The organism is Rheinheimera faecalis (genome assembly GCF_021290965.1).
GTDB classification, from domain to species: Bacteria; Pseudomonadota; Gammaproteobacteria; order Enterobacterales; family Alteromonadaceae; genus Pararheinheimera; species Pararheinheimera faecalis.
Window position 1 is genome coordinate 101071 of sequence record NZ_JAJOYT010000012.1, and the last position, 18391, is coordinate 119461.

Consider the following 18391-nt stretch of genomic DNA (forward strand, 5'->3'; position numbering starts at 1 on the left):
TTTCAACTTACATGTAACTAATATAGGGTTACATGCTGCTATGTGTGCTAAATATACTAAGCTTTGATAATTAATTAGAGGTCTGACACTGTTAAAGTCTCAGTGTCAACGCTATAAATAATAGATGAAAAGACAAGGACGTAGTATATGAATGTTCCACAAAGCAACATTGAAACACAACAAACTCAAGTACCAGATAGTTTTGAAACTTGGATTGGTGAGCGTCCGAAATGGTTACAGTCTGCGGCTAGACTACTGATTGATAGTAAGCGAATGCCTAACGATGCGGAAATTTCTGATCTTGCTGAACTCTGTATAAAAGAGGCGTCTGGTGAACAAAGTGGGTTCACTCAGATTATTCCTGGTGCTCTGGCGAATGCTTCACAGCGAGCTCCACTTCGGATCAATCAAATTACAAGTGTTATCGGGGTGAATGCCATCAGGGATGGAGCCTCATTATCCTTCGGTAACACCCACCTTGCAGTAGTCTATGGAGCAAATGGTACGGGAAAAACTGGATTTTCTCGCATGTTAAAGGATGCATGTGGATCAAAAGCCAAAGACGAAATCCTTGGTAATGTATTCTCATCAACTGTAGTGCCTGCTTCTGCGCAGATAGATATTTCAATAAATAATATCTCACAATCTATACCTTGGTCTCTTACTAGAAGTCCTTTTGCTATTCTGCGGCACGTTCATGTTTTTGATACAAAAACTGCATCGATGTATATGGGGAAGACTGAAGCGTCTTACGAGCCTAGTCGTATGCGATTTGTTTCCTCCCTTATAAAAGTCTGTGATCTTGTATCAAGCTATATCAGCCAGAAGAAAAATTTATTAACTTCTAAACTCCCCCTGTTTCCAGCAGATCTTGGTGCTACTTCTTCAGCAACTTGGCTAAGAACATTAAAATCAACGACAAAGCGGCAAGCTATTGAGCTTAAATGTCAATTCTCGAAAGAATTAGATGATGAGCGGATCAGTACTGAGGCTGCATTAGCTCAAAAAGATATTGCTGGACGTATTCAGACAATTAACCAGGATAAGCAAGCTCTACAACGAGTTAAAAGCAGTATTGACACCTTAAAATCTGGCCTTGCAGATACTGCTTTTTTAGCTTTTATCGCAGCAAAGAATGACGCAAATACTAAGCGTAATATTGCAACTGAAGAGGCAAAGAAAGTTTTTGCGAATGTTGCACTGGATGGGATTGGGCAAAGTACGTGGATGGCAATGTGGAAACAAGCAACGTTGTTTTCCGAGCAACATGCTTACCCTGATGCGAAGTTTCCATATGTGGGAGATGATGCTCGATGTGTCCTTTGCCAACAGATACTTCAATCCGATGGAATAGATCGCATGAGTCACTTCCAGTCCTATGTGCAAAGCGGGCTTGAATCAGAAGCAAAAGCGGCTGAAAAGTTAAAGGATGAATTATATAAGCAGATACCGACGTTACCAACGGAGCAAGATTGGATCGTTCATATGAACCTGATCAAGGTGTCGGAGGAAACAGCAAAACACCATTACGTATTGTTGACCGCTAGACGTCAATCTATTGAAGGAGCGACCAGTGTTGATAACGTCCCCAAGTTTGAATGGAGTGACATAGATAGTGCCTACTTAACGATAATGTCGAGTCTGGATGTAGAGGCAAAAACACTCAGTGTCTTGCAGCAAGATGGCCAACGACAAGCTCTACAATTGAGAGTGAATGAAATAAGAGCTATGCAATGGTTATATCAAAATATGGTCTCAATACTTGATGAGCAAACAAGGTTGACGCAGGTTTCAATTTTGGATGTTGCGATTAAGCTTGCTAGCACAAGCCAACTAACCAAGAAAAATAATGAGCTTGCGGAAACAGAAATAGAGAAGGGCTATGAAGGTCGTTTTGCGGATGAATTGAAGAGGCTTGGGGGGAACAGGCTCCCTGTTAAGCCTGTTAGCAAAAAAGAGGGAAAAGGCAGAATAACTTTTGGTCTTGAGCTTGTCGGAAGTAACACCTCTATAAAAGCTGAAAGAATCTTGAGTGAAGGTGAAACCAGAATTGTCGCGCTTGCGGCATTTTTGGCTGATATCACTGGTTCTGGGCAAAAATATCCATTCATATTTGATGATCCAATATCTTCTCTTGACCAAGACTTTGAAGAAAGGGTTGTTGCTCGTCTGGTTGAATTATCGAAAGAACGTCAGGTTATAGTGTTTACGCATAGACTATCATTGCTTTCTCTCGTGGAATCGACAGTCAAAAAACTGAGGGATCAAGCGCAAGAACAAAAACTCACTGCTCCTGTTACTTTGACCGTTGAAACACTCAGAAAGCTCAATGCCTCAGCTGGTGTTGTTGCGAAGCTAAGTCTACGAGACTCAAAACCTATGAAGGCATCTGCCCGTATCAAAGATGAATTCATACCTCAGTTGAAGAATCACATTGCTATTGGCGATGCTGAAACCTTTGAACGAGAGGCGAGACAGGTTTGTAGTGAGATAAGAATCTTAGTAGAACGGTGCGTTGAAAGTATTTTGTTAAATGAAGTTTTAGTCCGGTTCAGAAGAGATGTCCAAACCAAGGGAAGATTACTTGCTTTGACCAAAATTGAAAAAAGTGATTGTGATTTTCTGGATGACCTCATGACTCGCTATTCTGTATTTGAGCACTCTCAGGCTGATGATTTACCAGCTCCGTTTCCTGACCTCTCAATAATTGAACAAGATACTCATGATCTGATCATGTGGATTGGCACATTTGAGAAGCGCCAGTCTAGAAAAGAAGTATCTGTATAGGTTATAACCAGCTACATATTTCAAGCTAGTTGTCACCATTTTACTTTCTTTTTTGAAAGCATCTATTGGAACACCAGCTTAACCACGGGAGAATAACTGATTAAAAATAGAGAATACGTGAATGCAGATTGCACTAAAATTGGGATGTTTACATGCTTACAGTCATAGGTAGGACTTTCCAAAATGTTCCTGATAGGAAAATTAATGATTCCGAACAGTCACCTTTATTTAATGGAGTTAGCTGGGAAAGGGGGTCATCATGGGAATCCTTGCTAGAGTCGAAACGCATCCTGATAATTTCAGAGGCCGGTGTAGGTAAAACCTATGAGTGTCGCGCACAAGCGAAGCGTCTATGGTCTGAAGGTGAACCTGCATTTTTTCTCGAATTAGCCGCTTTAGCAACGGAAGACGTGGACAATCTGCTGGACTATAACGAAGGAGCCCGACTAAAAGCTTGGCTTTCATCACAATCCGAGATTGCGACTTTTTTTCTTGATTCCGTCGATGAGCTGAAATTAACAAAAGGCACCTTTAACCAGGCTCTCAAAAGACTTAATAAATGTATTCAAAATCAGCTTCATAGAGTAAGGATTATTATTACAACTCGACCGATCCCTTACGATGAACAGCTGATCCGTGAGACTCTTCCTGTTCCAAAAGCTCAGTCTTCGATTTCGAATGAAGTTACTTTCGCATTGTCTGCGATGGGCGAGCATGCCAAATTAGAAGATTACAACAGTAAGAACAAAGCTCCCGACTGGCGCCGTGTTGAACTTATTCCCTTATCAGACGAGCAGATTATTCAATTTGCGAGGACTCAAGGTGTAAGTGATCCGGAGCAACTCCTCAAAGACTTAGAGCGTCGTAATGCTCAAGAATTTGCGCGTAGACCTCAGGATTTAATGGAGCTATGTGTGGACTGGCGTGAACATAAACGTATCCGGACACACCTTGAGCAAGTTACTACCAATATCCGAGTAAAGCTACTTCCCGCGCAAGATAGAGATGAACCTGCAGAATTATCAGTCGATAAGGCAATCGAAGGTGCAAGCCGACTCGCACTTGCAGTTCAAATGACGCGTCGCCTCACTATTCGTCACAGCGCTGCATCTGACGGTGTCGTTGGCGAGGCAGCTCTCGACCCTGCTGTTGTACTCTCTGACTGGCTGCCCTACGAAATAAAAGCACTGCTAGAGCGACCGATTTTTGGTTTCGCTTCATATGGTCGTGTACGTTTCCATCATCGCTCTGTGGCAGAATTTCTAGCCTCTCAGAGGTTAGTTTCGCTTCGTAAGCAAGGCATGCCATTTCGAGCTCTAAAAAGGCTTCTTTTTGCAGAAACCAAAGGGAAGATTATTGTCCGACCTTCGAAACGTTCTGTCGCTGGATGGCTGGCTCTTCAAGAACAAGGGATTTTTGAGTTATTACGAGACAATGAACCTGCAGTACTCCTGAACGAGGGAGATCCTGAGTCCTTAACGCAAGCACAGAGAAATCAAGTACTTCACGCTTTTGCCGACCGTTACGGCCCTGGTGGATGGAGATGTCTTCAGATACCTTCAATTCAGGTCCACCGCTTTGCAACCATTGAGCTTGCTGATCACATAAATCAAATTTGGCTCAATGGTGTAGAAAACCCTGACGTAAGGGAGATTCTTCTCAACCTTATAGAAGTTGGCAGGATCAAATCTTGTGCTGACTTAGTATTCAACGTCATTAATGACCCTAAATCCTCTGATGTTGAGCGTTTAAGCGCTCTCGATGCTTTAGTCGCCCTTGATTACCATAGGCTAGGTGAGATATCTGAAAGCATTTTATGTAATGGTAATCTTTGGTCTGATAGGTTTGCACGTGGTGCTTTATTGCGCCTTTTCCCAAGCTACATGTCGGTTGAACAGCTTTGTAACACTTTGAGATTGCTAAAGAGCGAAACTCGAAGTGTGGGCGATCTTGGATGGCACTTGGTTCGATTAATAGCAGCTTCAAAACTATGTAGTGATGACCTTGAGAAGCTTCGTAATAACCTTGTTGAGTTAGTTTCTGAAGGACTAGGAATGCAACTGGAAAGGTCTCAGATGACAAGTGTTCGATCACATTTAAGTGGAGTACTGGCCGCAACTTGCGAACGTGGTCTTGATATCTCCCAAGATGATAAGTGGTTATATGCAAGCTTGCTTGCACTACGGTTGGACAATCAAAGCTACTACGAAGGCGAGTCCATTAAGAATCTTAATGCACGCCTTAGTAACCTGAATGCGGAAGGCAATGAGCGCCTTTTTTGGGTTATGGATTCACTATGTCAAAAAGTGAACAAAACTAATGACCCATTGGCACGTTTTATAGAGGTAACTGATTTCAGAGGGCCAGTTCACCTAAGACTTGATAGAGATTTGAGTTGGGTAAAAAACACTCTTGGTGATAAAACCAGAGCAACAGATGAACGGGCTATGCTGTTGGAGGCTGCTATTCGTTTATACCCAGAGCATATTGATAAAAAAGAGCACAATGAAGAGCTTCGACAGCTAGTTGCAGATTTCCCGCCGTTTGAGCACAAATTAGGCGAATGGTTGAAACCATCAAAACATGAAAGAGACCATCGCGCATGGGAAAAGAAGCGAGCGGAACAAAAACAACAAGATGAACGAAGAAAAGCAAAAAATCACGCCAGCTGGGTTATATTTTGGCGAGAAGTTGCTAACCATCCTGAAAGAGCTTTTTCTTCTGAACAAGCTTTCAATACAGCTTGGAACTTATGGAGAGCAATGAGTGATCGGGGGGCTGATAGTCGAACTTCAGGATGGAATCGTCGCTTTCTGGAAGAACTATTTAATGCCGAAACGGCCAATCGTTTGCGCCTTACCTTGATGAATGTATGGCGTAATGAGCATCCATCATTTCCGAGCGAAAGACCTGCTAACGAACAGAATACCCATTTGATTAGATGGCAGTTAGGACTGGCATCAATTTACGCTGAAGCAGAAGATCTTAATTGGGCAGCTAAACTGACAAATACCGAGGCTAGGTTAGCTGCACGGTATGTGCAGATTGAATTAAATGGTTTCCCACTTTGGATAGATGCCCTTGTGGAATCTCACCCTCATGCCGTGGACGATACTCTCGGAAATGAGCTGACTTGGGAGCTCAATCAGTCACCCGGACAGCATGGCTATTCAAGTCTACTTCAAGGGATTACTGGAGCCTCAGAAAAAGTAGTGAGGCTGTTTCTACCGAGGCTTGTCTTATGGTTGGACGCTGAGTCGGAGCTTATTTACGGTCAAGATGATTCTGTAGGAATGTTATATCGAGTTCGTCAAATCACCCAAGTCATTTTAAAGCATGGAGATTCAGGGCAAAAAGAGAAGCTCCAAAATAGGGCACTTAAAAGGCTTGCTCAAAACGAGTCTTATCCAATTCAACTCGTTTGGATGTCAGTATTGCTGCAATTAAACCCTAGCATTGGTATCGACATATTAGAAAGGCTGATGAAGAACATTGAGCCAACTGAGCGTTCAGACGCCGTTAAATGGTTCGCCAGTCTATTTGGTGGTAGTTATAACTCAATAAATTTAAGTGACGAACGCTTTACTCCAAATTTGTTACTGCGTTTACTTCGTCTTGCCTACCATCATGTTCGTATAGAACACGATGCTTATCATGAAGGGAGCTATTCACCAGATACTCGAGACGATGCAGAGCAGGCTCGTAATAAAATTGTCACAGCACTGTTTAGTTCAAAGGGAGATGAAGGCTTGGCTGCTAAGCTTGAAATGGCTGCAGATCCTCTTTGCGTGCATTTTAAAGCTCGGATTTTGGCCGTCGCAGAAGAGAACTGGGCACAAGAGATTGATGCAGATACATTTGATGAGGCTCAAGCAGTAGCACTTGATCGCAAAGGCGAAGCTCCCGCCATGACTAATGAAGCAATGTTTGCAATTTTGAAGGACAGGTTATATGACCTCGATGAAGTTCTTCTGCGTGATACTTCACCGCGCGAAACGTGGGCAACAATATCAGTTGAGAGAGCCATGCGAAGAGAAATCGCGCGCGAGCTAAGTTATCTTTCGAACTCGCTTTACACAGTAGACCAGGAAGCAGCAACGGCTGATGAAAAAGAAACAGATATACGTCTACGTTCTACTTTTTCGAAACATGAGGCGGTAATAGAACTCAAGCTTGCAGACGATCGCTCTGCAAATGATTTACTAGATACAATTGAAAATCAACTTGTTAAAAAATATATGTCTGCAAGCAACAGTAAAGCAGGAGCTTTGCTAGTGACCATAGCTAAAGACCGTAAATGGGACCATCCGGTTGAAGGTCACAAAATTAAATTGGAAGAGTTACTGTCGTTGTTGACTAAAGAAGCTGAAAGAGTCCAAATGGCACTAGGTGGAGACATATTAGTTACGGTACACCTTCTTGATTTACGTCCTAGGTTATCTGTGGAGCCTAAAAAGAAGCTTAAGCACTAGTAATGGCTAACTCCACTTTCAGTGAAAAGCAGTGAGCCGACAGTTGAGCTAATACTGTGCTTTTCTCCTTCATCAGAGGAACAATACTACCTAATTAAGATCTGAGTGCCATTAAGCTCGACTTGTAGAGCCTAATTAGGCGTAGTAGCTCGTATCTGATCTGACACAATAGCCGAGAGGTTTCAAGCTGCCCTGACAGTCAGTTATGAGAAAAAAGCAGCTGTTTAGAGCAGGCGCTCTCGAAAAAAACAAATGTCTGCTTTGCCTTATTTGTGGACATTCGTTTTTTCGTGAGCTCTGAGATTCTCTTCCAAATTAGTTGGCTAAATTCAGTTGGCCACCGCCCCCAATTGAAGTCAACGTTGAGCAGGTGTTGTAGTTCACAAACCAGTGCCAACTGACTGGATCAGATTCAGTTTCTCGACTAACGCTAATTGCTAGCACGATCTATTCTTACGAAATTGAGCTTGATTTATCCTGATCGGCTTAACATGCTTGCAAGCGAAAAAACGAGCTTTGACTTTTGGGTCGTCGTGGCAAGTGAATCAGGAATAGCTCAAGTGCATTTACGCGCGCAGGGTGAGGACTACGAGCCCTACTTTTTACCTACAGGCGTTAAAATTTCTCTGAGTTCTTCCGGAATGGACATCGGCTTAAAGGCACTGACGTTCGACCGCCCCGTATTGCCAGATGGCAGGCGCTCAAAGATATGTCCAAAAGGTGTTTACAACAACCGATAGTTTTGCCCGGCCATTTCGCGCCAGTCTGCCGTGCGAAGGGCCTACCAGAGCATCTTCAAGTAACTCCACATGACAGCTGACCGAGAATATGGGCAAACTCCATATATGCAAAACGTCTCTCATAGGCAAGCAAGACCTTTGGTTCCATCACTATCCCTGATCAATTAAAATGCAGTTTCAGCTGTCTGCATTATGATACATTACTGGTTAAAGTAACTTTAGAGTTGGTGAAAGGCAATGAAAATTGGTGAACTGGCGGCGCTGGCCGGATGTGAAACAGAAACCATCCGATTTTATGAAAAGCAGGGATTGTTAGCCGCTCCTGCAAGGACCGCCTCCGGATATCGGACCTATCAGCAGCGCCATCTCGAAAATTTGCAATTTATCCGGCATTGCCGTGCCTTTGATATGAGTCTGTCATTGGTCCGACAACTCCTGAAGTTTCGTGTAGATCCCAGCCAACCTTGTGGGCAGGTCAATACGCTGATCGATGAGCAATTGGGGCATTTAGACACGCAATTAACCCAACTTCATCAATTAAAAGCGGATTTGCAGGCGTTACGGACGCTCTGCCAGAATGACCATCAGGTCAAAGACTGTGAGATCCTGAAAAATCTGGTGCATCCATGTACCAGTGATTGTGTACAACATCGGTGAAAAAACTGTTGACCTTAAAGTGGCTTTATAGTTTTTAATAGAGATATCTTGTTCAAAGTGAGGCCACCATGTCAGATTGCCAATGTAAAGCTCAGGTGCAAGTCTCTGAAAATGCTCAGTTGCCTGAGTGTTCTGCATCAGATTTGCACCACAAAACCCGTTACCACATTCGCAAGATGGACTGTCCCTCAGAAGAAAATCTGATCCGGATGGCGCTTGGCGCGTTGCCACAGGTGCAGCAGTTGCAATTTTTCCTGCAAGACCGGCAGCTTGATGTGGTGCATCAAGGCAGTCCGGACGCCATCACCCAACGCTTGGAAGCATTAAATTTAGGTGCTGTACTGCAAAGCTCAGCGCCGTTTCAGGCCGACCCAACTGCGTCAGCTGATAACAGCAAAGCTGATGCTGACGAACGTAAGCTATTACTGCGATTATTGACGATTAATGCCGTGATGTTCGTCACAGAACTTATTGTCGGAGTCTGGGCACAATCCACCGGCCTTATTGCCGACTCGTTAGATATGCTGGCCGATGCCGCCGTCTACAGCGTTGCCTTGTTGGCTGTTGGCCTTAGCGCCACCAAAAAAGTCAGGGCTGCCCATCTTTCAGGTTGGTTGCAGGCGTTGCTTGCAGCCGGTGTGTTGTTCGAAGTAGCACGACGGTTTTGGGCTGGCACTGAACCCATGTCGACGCTGATGATTGTGATGGCGAGTGTGGCACTTATAGCAAACACTTTATGCCTTTATCTCATCTCACAGTCACGCAGTGACGGTGCACACATGAAAGCGACCAAAATATTTTCGACCAATGATGTTCTGGCGAACCTCGGGGTGATTGTTGCCGGTGGATTAGTTGCCTGGACGGGATCGGGCTATCCGGATTTAGTGATTGGCGGTATCATTGGGATAATTGTCCTTGATGGTGCAAGACGTATATTAGCGCTACGCGCTTAACATAAAGGTTTGCTGTGTCTCACTATTCCCGATGGATATTGTGGTTTATGCTCACGATTATGCTTAATCATGCTTTTGTAGCCTGTGACAGCATCGTCGTGCATTTGCCTACAGAACATCATAATCTGATTTCTTTCGGGGATAATGCTGCGCACCAACACAATGAACATCAAATGATGCACGCCAATGAGGCCGTCAATGATATGGACGACCCACATGAGGTCCATGCACATGTGCTGTGTTTTGTCGCTTATATGACAAGCGCATCGGCAGAGTCCGTTGTTCAGACCATCGTCCCGTTTTCCCATGCTGAAGCCTTCAGCATGACGTATGCCCCTGCAGTGCCCCCGCCAAATGTCTGAGATCATCGTTTTTAGTTAATAACTTGATTTTACATTTGATGGAGAATTTCTATGTCTCGCCCTTATTGCAAAGGCGCTGTTGCCTTGGCATTGCTGTGTGTCGCATCTTTTTCGGTGACGGCGCAAGAGCTTGCGATCACTACAGCGTTAGAAAGAACGTTAACGAGCAGTCCACAACTGCAACTTTATCCCTATCAGCTTCGGATTGATGAAGCGAAAACCTTACAGGCTGGTCTTAAACCAAACCCTGAGCTTGGTGTTTCTGTGGAGAACGTCCTTGGAAATGGCAGCCTCAGTGGCGTTAAAAGCGCAGAGCTCACGCTGACATTGAGTCAGCTTATTGAACTCGGCGACAAGCGTCAGCGCCGCCTGGAGAGCGCAAGTGCAGGTAAAGCACTGACACAGGCCCAATACGAACTCGACCGGGTGGATGTTCTGGCCAAAACCATGACCGACTATTTGGATGTGTTGGAATTGCAAACGGTACGCAGCTGGACCGCTGAACGCCTGGTGATGGAGCAAAACGCACTGCAGGTTGCGACAGAGCGGTCACGGGCAGGACTGGTCACTGACGCTGATGTATTGCGGCTGAAAAGTCGGGTGCTCAAAAGCCAGATGGATTTAAAAGCGCTCAAAGCCGAACTGCAGGTTGCAGTACGCCAGTTAGCCGCCAATTGGTCCAATGAACCGGATTTCGATACGGTGCAGGGGCAGTTGGCAGTGTTGCCGATGCTGCCATCGCTCAATGAGATGCTGGCAGCGCTTGATAGCTCGCCACAACTTGGGTTCTATCTGACACAGGAGCGTTTGGCGGGCACGCTGCAAAATCTGGCGATCGCCAATGGCCAAACCGATCTTACGGTCGGGGCTGGGGTGCGCCGTAACGAGCAGCTGAATGAGAATGCGTTTGTGCTCAGTGTCAGCATGCCTTTGGCACTTTCAAACCCTAATGCCGGTGAGATTGAGGCAGCGAGGGTGACTTCAGAGCGATCGGCGCATCAGTTAAAGCTAAGTCGTCAGCAATTGCAGCTCTCAACGGGCCGGTTATATCAGCAATTAACCCTGCTTTCAGAGCAAATTCATGATCAGCAACAGGCCATTCTTCCGGCGGCGGAGTCGGTGGTGCAAAGCACACTTAAAGGGTATGAGACCGGCATCTTTGATATGACGGATTTGCTCTCTGCCCATGAAGATTTGCTTAGCGCCAAACGCAACATGATTGACGCTCAGGCCCAGTTTCACCGTCAGTTAGTCGAACTCGAACGTCTGGTGGGAATGCCTTTAGTGGTCAACGGACCCGCTGCATTACCATCCCGCATGAAGGAATAACAATATGATGAATTACATCCGTTTTATATCAACGGCTTTACTATTGACGGCATTCACAGGGTTTTGTGGCCCGTTACAAGCCAGCGAAGAGCATGATCATGCTGACGAACACGCGCAAACCGAAGAGAAAAAAGGTCCCAATGGCGGGCATTTACTGGAAAAAGGCTCGCTGACACTGGAAGTGGTCCTCAGTGAAAACGGCGGCAAACCAGAGTTTCGTTTATTTACATCTGATAATGGAGAGCCTCTGGCCCCCGGGACTTACCAGGCCGGACTGACACTGGAGCGTCTGGGAGGTCGTCGGGATGTGCTGACTTTGCGCCCACGTGGTGACATGCTGGTCAGTCAGGAGCCGGTCGCAGAGCCGCATTCATTTGAAGTGGAAGTTGCACTCAGTGCCAAAGGTCAAAATCATACCTGGCACTTTGAGTCCTACGAGGGACGCACCGAACTTGAAGCGGATGTGGCAAAAGAGTCCGGTTTAATCAGCGAGCCTGTGACTTCAGGTCGTATTCGCACTCAGGCGCATTTGTTTGGTGTGGTATCGGTGATCCCTGAGCAGCAAAGCAGGCTCAGTGCGGTCTATCCGGGCGTCGTGCAAAGTGTGGCGGTGCGGATTGGCGACAAGGTCAAAGCAGGTCAGGTTGTGGCCACGGTACAAAACGCAGCGACATTAAAAAATTACAGCATTAAGGCGTTGTCGGACGGTGAAGTTACTAACCGGTTTGTGAATCCCGGAGAAAAGGTATCGGACCAGGCGTTAGTGGAGATCAGTGATTTATCCACCGTGTATGTCGAAATGTCGGCCTTTCCGGGGGATACCGCCAAAATGGCGCGGGGCAATCCGGTGGTCGTGCGTGATGTTCATGGTGAAGAGCAAACTTCCAGCCAGATTGAATATATTGCGCCACAAATGACCGGTGGCCATATCGCCAGAGCCCGTGCAGTTGTGCGTAATGACAACGGGTACTGGCGTCCGGGTATGCACGTGAAAGCCGATGTGGAAGTGGCCTCGGTGGAAGCGCGCCAAATCGTGAAGAAATCAGCCCTGCAGGAATTTAACGGTGAGACCGTTGTGTTCATCCGGGTTGGTGATATTTATGAAGTGCGAATGCCGGAATTTGGTGCCAGTGACGACAGCTTTATCGAGGTGTTGTCAGGTCTGGAAGAACAAGTTGAGGTAGTCACCCAGAATAGTTTTTTAATCAAAGCCGACATCCTGAAGTCTGGCGCCAGCCATGAACACTAGGAGCCAACCATGATCCAGAATATATTGCGACTATCGCTCAGTCGCCCGTGGATGATGATGGTCTTCGGACTGCTGATCCTCGGCGTGGGCGTTTGGCAGACAGTACGACTGCCGGTTGATGCGGTTCCCGACATTACCAATGTGCAGATCCAAATCAATACGGCTGCGCCTGGTTATTCCCCGCTTGAATCTGAGCAGCGCATCACCTATCCGGTCGAAACCGCGATGGCGGGTCTGCCACAGCTGGAATACACCCGCTCGTTATCCCGCTATGGTTTGTCTCAGGTGACCGTCGTCTTTGAAGAAGGCACCGATATTTATTGGGCCAGACAGCAAGTGGCCGAGCGGTTACAGATGGCCCGTCAGGATATTCCACCAGGTATTGAGCCGGAAATGGGGCCTATTGTCTCGGGGCTTGGCGAGATTTTTTCCTATACCGTTAAAGCCACCGGCGAGGCACTGAATGCAGATGGCAAGCCTTATACCGCTGAAGATCTGCGGACCATTCAGGATTGGGTGATAAAACCCCAGCTGCTGAAAGTCAAAGGCGTGACGGAAATCAATACTATTGGTGGTTTTGTCCGCGAATATCAGGTGGCCCCTGATCTGGTCAAATTGCTGGCGTTTAAGTTGACGCTGGATGATCTTGCCGATGCCTTAGAGCGCAACAATGCCAATATCGGTGCAGGCTACATTGAACGCAATGGGGAACAATGGTTGATCCGCTCACCAGGTCAGCTGCAATCCATTGCCGAGATTGAAGAGCTGGTCGTGACAAAACGCGATGATGCCCCGGTCCGGGTCAAAGACGTCGCGCAGGTGGCTATCGGCAAACAGCTTCGCACCGGCGCTGCGACGCAGGACGGACAGGAAGTGGTCCTTGGCACGGTGATGATGTTGCTTGGCCAAAACAGCCGAACCGTGTCACAGGATGTTGCCCAGAAGCTTGCAGATATTAATCAGCGGTTACCCAAAGGCGTGCAAACGGAAATCAGCTACAACCGGGAAGTGTTGGTTGATAAAACCATCGATACGGTGAAGCGCAATCTGTTTGAAGGCGCGGTGCTGGTGATTGTCGTGCTGTTTTTATTTTTGGGTAACATCCGCGCCGCTATTATCACGGCACTGGTGATCCCCTTGAGTATGCTGTTTGCTATCTCTGGCATGGCAGCTAATAAAATGAGCGGTAATCTGATGAGTCTTGGCGCGATTGACTTTGGCCTGATTGTCGATGGTGCGGTGATCGTGGTTGAAAACTGTCTTCGCCGCTTAGGCATGGCCCAGCATCATCATGGCCGGTTACTGACGCTGTCTGAACGGCTGGAGATTGTCTATCACGCCACGAAAGAGGTGATCACGCCCGCAATGTTTGGTGTCTTTATCATCATGCTGGTGTATCTGCCGATTTTTGCGCTCAGTGGTGTCGAGGGCAAAATGTTCGAGCCAATGGCTTTCACGGTGATTGCGGCATTATTGGGAGCCATGATCCTGGCCCTGACCTTTGTGCCAGCGGCCATCGGTTTGTTTGTCAGTGGTCCTATCTCTGAGAAAGAAAACCGTCTGATGGTTGCCGTGCGTCGCACATACCATCCGATGCTGAAATTTGCATTGGGTCAGCCGTTGCTTGTTGCCATTACAGCCCTGCTTCTGGTCGGTGGCTCTGTGTGGCAGGCCTCCAGAATGGGCAGTGAGTTTTTACCCCAGCTCGATGAAGGGGATATTGCGATGCATGCCATGCGTATTCCCGGCACCGGCCTCGCGCAATCCGTTCAGATGCAATTGGCGCTGGAAGCAAAAATTGCACAGGTGCCTGAAGTGGAACGGGTATTTTCTAAAATTGGCACTCCGGAGATAGCGACCGATCCAATGCCACCGAATGTCGCAGATACCTTCATCATGCTCAAAGAGCGTAGCCAGTGGCCAGAGCCTTCGGACACCAAAGCGGATGTAGAGCGGCGTATCCGGGCAATCGTGGAAAAAGTCCCCGGCAACAATTACGAGTTCACGCAGCCTATTCAGATGCGCTTTAACGAGCTCATTGCCGGGGTCAGAGCGGATGTAGCCATTCGGATTTACGGTGATGATCTGGATGCACTGAATGCCGTCGGCGCGAAAGTGGCTGCTGTGCTTGCCGATGTACCTGGGGCGGTTGATGCCCGGATGGAACAAGCCAGTGGTTTACCGATGATTTCGATTGAGCCGGAGCGTGACCACCTGGCATTGGTGGGGATGGATGTCGCGATGATGCAGCAGGTGATCCAAACCGCCATTGGCGGCCGGGAGCTGGGCCTGATGTATGAAGGCGACAGGCGCTTTAAATTATTGATGCGCTTACCGGAATCGCTGCGGGAAGACCCATCGGCACTGGCGCAAATCCCTGTGGCCTTGCCGGTTGACGATTCGGCAGAGCTGCGTTATGTCCCACTGGGTGAAATTGCGCGGATCAATGAAATTGTGGGTCCCAACCAAATCAACCGGGAAAGTGGCAAACGCAATGTGGTGGTCACCGCCAACGTTGATGGCCGGGATATCAGCAGTTTTATCCAGGATGTGCAAAAGGTGATGGCCGATGTTGCCCTGCCTGATGGGTATTGGGTGGATTATGGCGGCACCTTCAAGCAACTGCAGTCTGCATCGGAACGACTATCCATTGTTGTGCCGTTGACGCTGCTGCTGATATTCGCCTTGCTCTATAGCGCATTAAACTCCTGGCGGGATTCACTGGTGGTGTTCAGTGGTGTGCCACTGGCACTGACCGGTGGTGTTTTTGCCTTAGTGCTGCGTGACATGCCGATGTCTATTTCTGCGGCCGTTGGCTTTATTGCGCTGTCGGGGATAGCTGTGCTGAACGGCATCGTACTGGTGAGTTTTATTAAGCAGTTGCAGGAAGAAGGTCAGAGATGGCGTCAGGCGATTGAAAATGGCGCTTTATCACGCTTAAGACCGGTACTGATGACGGCGTTGGTGGCAAGTCTTGGTTTTGTGCCCATGGCATTTAACACCGGGACCGGCGCGGAAATTCAGCGGCCACTGGCAACAGTGGTGATTGGCGGCATTATTTCGTCAACCTTGCTAACCCTGGTGGTATTGCCCGCGTTGTGCCGGCTTATCCGGTCAAACAAATAACCTAATGAACGCAGCGAAAGCTGCGTTTTATCCTCAAAGGAGGATGTATGCGTCTTATCAAACTGCTGTTGATAGTTACCACGGCTTTAGTGTTGTGGCCAAACATGGCCGAAGCGCACCCCATCACCCGGAAAGTCTCTCCTGCTGATGGCGACGTGTTTCCAACATGCCCAGATACGTTCTATGTCCGATTCACGCAAAAGCATAAGCTCAAGCAGTTCATGCTCTCTGATGCGAAAGGGACACTTATTGACGTCGGGTTTCGGCCAAGGACCACTACGAATTGGGAGCATCGTGTTCAGCTGTCTTGTTTACCGGCAGGCCAATATACGATTAGTTATATGGTAAAGGGTCGGGATTTACACGAGATAACCAATACAGTTGGCTTCATTGTGAAATGACGTTGTTTAAGAGCCCTCGAAACTCCACTGAGCATCGAGGGCTCTAAATGAAAGCGAAGATGTTCAGGGGAGCGTTTGCAGTCAATTGTTCCTTACATAGCTATCTGATTGTCAGTCTCCATTGATGGTGGTTTTTTTACATAAAAATGTCATTGCTCGGTTTATTGTAGTGGACAGCTAATTTTTTGTGCTACATCGTTATAATCCGAACGCTTATAACTAGTAAAAAAAGAAAAAATCAATGTGCGCTTTTTTACGTTTTAACGATGTATTGAAGTCTCGAAATTTTCGAGAGCTCAGCTTTAGTTTTGGCAGGATTGTCTGCTTTCAGTGAATTCCAGGTGTTCTGACAGTCCAAATAGCGGGCATAGACTGTCTCATTTGCCTTATTTGCAGACGTTCTTTTTTTGGGGACTGACAAGCGTATTGATCACTGCTATGGACGAATCCATCAATTTATAAGGTCGAACTTTCGGAGAACAACGTCTGGTTCGTTCTACTGTGCTTAAATTTTCAGCTATGTAACATTAACATGAAAAATACAAATCAATTAAAACCTCTCTTCAACTTTCAACTGAATTTCCCACGAGTTCACATCTTTTGCACCGCCTACAGGTTTTGACAGGTCAACATGAATGACATGATTATTGCTCGAGCGTGAGGAATAAAAACGAGCACCAATGCCTACAGAACCAATCCACTGTTCTGTGTAGTTTTCCGCCAGTAAATCCGCCTTAGAGCGGAAGCCATTCAGCTCTGCATTTTGTTCTATATCGCCACCACTAGCTCGCCCTGCATCTGCGAACGCCACAAATCCCATATCGAGTAGTTGGTAGATATTGATCTGTGGATACCAGCGAAGCTCTGCTGTACTTAACCAGCGCTGGGTGCCTTGCTGGTATTGCACAGGATAGCCACGCAACCCTGTTTCACCACCCAAATCAAGGGGTTGATCCAAGTAGTTGCGGCTGCGCTGATCGTATTGAAGTTTAGTGTAAAAGGTAAACTCTTTACTCAGACGATAAAAGTCCTCGGCTTTTGCTGAGGCGATGATTTGATCACCGCCGTGTATACCTAACATGGCATCCAATTGCAGGGCAAGTAATGTTAAGTGCTCTGAGTCGCCAAAGCCTTTTTCAGAGAGCCAATGTGCTTGATAGCCAAGTGTCTCATCGTTTGCCAAATCAGATGTTTGGACACCAATCCTTGCCTGATGGTGCCAGCCTAAATTGATATCCTCACTGTGATTAATCAGATACACATCTGACAGCACCTGATATTTATGTTCTTTGTAGTCGAGACCTATCCAGGGGTACTGGTAACTCCTGTCCTCTGGTAAAGCCAACGAAGGTTGAAACGGGTCGTCTGTAAACTGCCATTGCTGCGAACTATAACCTGCCAATAGCCTTAAACTGGTACGCTCCCGATAATCCAGAAGCCAACCCGTTTGAAGATCAATCTCTTTTTGCAGGGTTATGAATCGGTTCTCAAGCTCACCATTGTGATAAATTTGGTCTAGTCTTTCATCGCTGAGCCAGCCTGCTTTATACATCCGCTCTGTACTATCCTGATAAAAGGGCTTTTCAAGCTGGAACTGAGTTCGACGGCCATCGTTATTCTCTGTCCATTCAAGATCGACATAGCTGTGATCCAGTTCAGGATACCCGAGCAAAGACAACGGACTCGATACTTTAAATTCATAGCCCTGGCGTAAATAATCGGATTGATATTTTACAGACGTACGTACGCCATACCCCAAAAAATTATCTTCTTTAAAGCCAAAAGAGTACTTATTTTTACCACTGGTGCGGCCCAGTCCAAGGTTTGGTAGCAAGCTCCAGTTATCCCAGGTTTCTACTTTCACGCTTTTACTGCCATCAGGATGACAAGGCTCAACCACACTAACTCGCGCATCACGTACATAGGATTTCTCACGCAGTAGACGCTCCGCTTCTGCTAAATCATCCGTCGTGACTTGTTCACCAGGTTTAATACTTAACTCTTTTCGCAGTGCAGATTCTTTACTATTGATATGTAACCAGTTGGCAAAGTGGTGCACCCAAATCGTATCGGGTGCGTTTTCGTCAAAAATAGGATTGGAGACAATTTCAATCGAATGCACCTGAAAAGGTGGTCCAGCAAGTTCCGCCGCTCCGGTCTTCTCATCCGCAGACTTTTCCGCTCCGGAGTCTTTTTTAACAAACTCACATAAGTGTTCAAAGGTGACTTCCTGAGCCTGTGCTGCGCTACCGGCTAACGCGGCCAGTAAAGCGAGACAAAGCCGACTTAAATTATGCATACCAACTCCACTGGCA

11 protein-coding genes are annotated in these 18391 nt (G+C 46.8%); 9 read left to right on the forward strand and 2 right to left on the reverse strand.

The features are described 5' to 3' along the window. Positions 1–147: 147 nt before the first annotated feature. Positions 148–2787: an AAA family ATPase gene (locus LSG34_RS17255; protein ID WP_233010352.1), complete on the forward strand. Its 2640-nt coding sequence runs from the start codon at positions 148–150 to the stop codon at positions 2785–2787. Positions 2788–2939: 152 nt separating this feature from the next. Beyond that, entirely contained in the window at positions 2940–7259 is a 4320-nt protein-coding gene (locus LSG34_RS17260; protein ID WP_233010353.1) for an NACHT domain-containing protein, read from the forward strand. A 595-nt stretch (positions 7260–7854) separates the two neighbouring features. Here the strand turns inward: LSG34_RS17260 and LSG34_RS20910 are convergent. Further along, positions 7855–7968: a DUF3703 domain-containing protein gene (locus LSG34_RS20910; protein WP_147904863.1), complete on the reverse strand. Its 114-nt coding sequence runs from the start codon at positions 7966–7968 to the stop codon at positions 7855–7857. Positions 7969–8236: 268 nt separating this feature from the next. Between LSG34_RS20910 and cadR the strand changes: the two genes are divergently transcribed. The 7 genes from cadR (at position 8237) to LSG34_RS17295 (ending at position 16076) form a co-directional block, all read left to right on the forward strand. After that, on the forward strand, positions 8237–8656 hold the full coding sequence (gene cadR / locus LSG34_RS17265; RefSeq protein WP_233010354.1) for a Cd(II)/Pb(II)-responsive transcriptional regulator: 420 nt from the start codon (positions 8237–8239) through the stop codon (positions 8654–8656). A 68-nt stretch (positions 8657–8724) separates the two neighbouring features. After that, positions 8725–9609, forward strand: coding sequence for a cation transporter (locus tag LSG34_RS17270; protein WP_233010355.1), 885 nt, complete (start codon positions 8725–8727; stop codon positions 9607–9609). A gap of 47 nt (positions 9610–9656) precedes the next feature. After that, positions 9657–9971 carry a hypothetical protein gene (locus LSG34_RS17275; protein WP_233010356.1) on the forward strand — a complete coding sequence of 105 codons (315 nt, stop codon included), beginning with the start codon at positions 9657–9659 and terminating at the stop codon, positions 9969–9971. Between the two features lie 51 nt (positions 9972–10022). After that, positions 10023–11300 (forward strand): TolC family protein, encoded by a 1278-nt coding sequence (locus LSG34_RS17280; RefSeq protein ID WP_147904819.1) that lies wholly within the window; start codon positions 10023–10025, stop codon positions 11298–11300. A gap of 4 nt (positions 11301–11304) precedes the next feature. Then, positions 11305–12549, forward strand: a complete 1245-nt coding sequence (locus LSG34_RS17285) for an efflux RND transporter periplasmic adaptor subunit (protein ID WP_233010357.1) — start codon at positions 11305–11307, stop codon at positions 12547–12549. Between the two features lie 9 nt (positions 12550–12558). Then, entirely contained in the window at positions 12559–15675 is a 3117-nt protein-coding gene (locus LSG34_RS17290; protein ID WP_233010358.1) for an efflux RND transporter permease subunit, read from the forward strand. 47 nt (positions 15676–15722) lie between these two features. Continuing rightward, complete coding sequence (locus LSG34_RS17295) at positions 15723–16076, forward strand: copper resistance CopC family protein (protein WP_147904816.1); 354 nt, start codon at positions 15723–15725, stop codon at positions 16074–16076. 550 nt (positions 16077–16626) lie between these two features. On the opposite strand, the gene LSG34_RS17300 is transcribed toward LSG34_RS17295, so the two are convergent. Beyond that, complete coding sequence (locus LSG34_RS17300) at positions 16627–18375, reverse strand: BamA/TamA family outer membrane protein (RefSeq protein WP_233010359.1); 1749 nt, start codon at positions 18373–18375, stop codon at positions 16627–16629. Between the last annotated feature and the right edge of the window lie 16 nt (positions 18376–18391).

Excerpts from the sequence above, each read along its gene's own strand:
- LSG34_RS17255 (WP_233010352.1), top strand. The coding sequence starts at position 148 with ATGAATGTTCCACAAAGCAACATTGAAACACAACAAACTCAAGTACCA.
- LSG34_RS17260 (WP_233010353.1), top strand. The coding sequence starts at position 2,940 with ATGCTTACAGTCATAGGTAGGACTTTCCAAAATGTTCCTGATAGGAAA.
- cadR (WP_233010354.1), top strand. The coding sequence starts at position 8,237 with ATGAAAATTGGTGAACTGGCGGCGCTGGCCGGATGTGAAACAGAAACC.
- LSG34_RS17270 (WP_233010355.1), top strand. The coding sequence starts at position 8,725 with ATGTCAGATTGCCAATGTAAAGCTCAGGTGCAAGTCTCTGAAAATGCT.
- LSG34_RS17275 (WP_233010356.1), top strand. The coding sequence starts at position 9,657 with ATGCTCACGATTATGCTTAATCATGCTTTTGTAGCCTGTGACAGCATC.
- LSG34_RS17280 (WP_147904819.1), top strand. The coding sequence starts at position 10,023 with ATGTCTCGCCCTTATTGCAAAGGCGCTGTTGCCTTGGCATTGCTGTGT.
- LSG34_RS17285 (WP_233010357.1), top strand. The coding sequence starts at position 11,305 with ATGATGAATTACATCCGTTTTATATCAACGGCTTTACTATTGACGGCA.
- LSG34_RS17290 (WP_233010358.1), top strand. The coding sequence starts at position 12,559 with ATGATCCAGAATATATTGCGACTATCGCTCAGTCGCCCGTGGATGATG.
- LSG34_RS17295 (WP_147904816.1), top strand. The coding sequence starts at position 15,723 with ATGCGTCTTATCAAACTGCTGTTGATAGTTACCACGGCTTTAGTGTTG.
- LSG34_RS17300 (WP_233010359.1), bottom strand. The coding sequence starts at position 18,375 with ATGCATAATTTAAGTCGGCTTTGTCTCGCTTTACTGGCCGCGTTAGCC.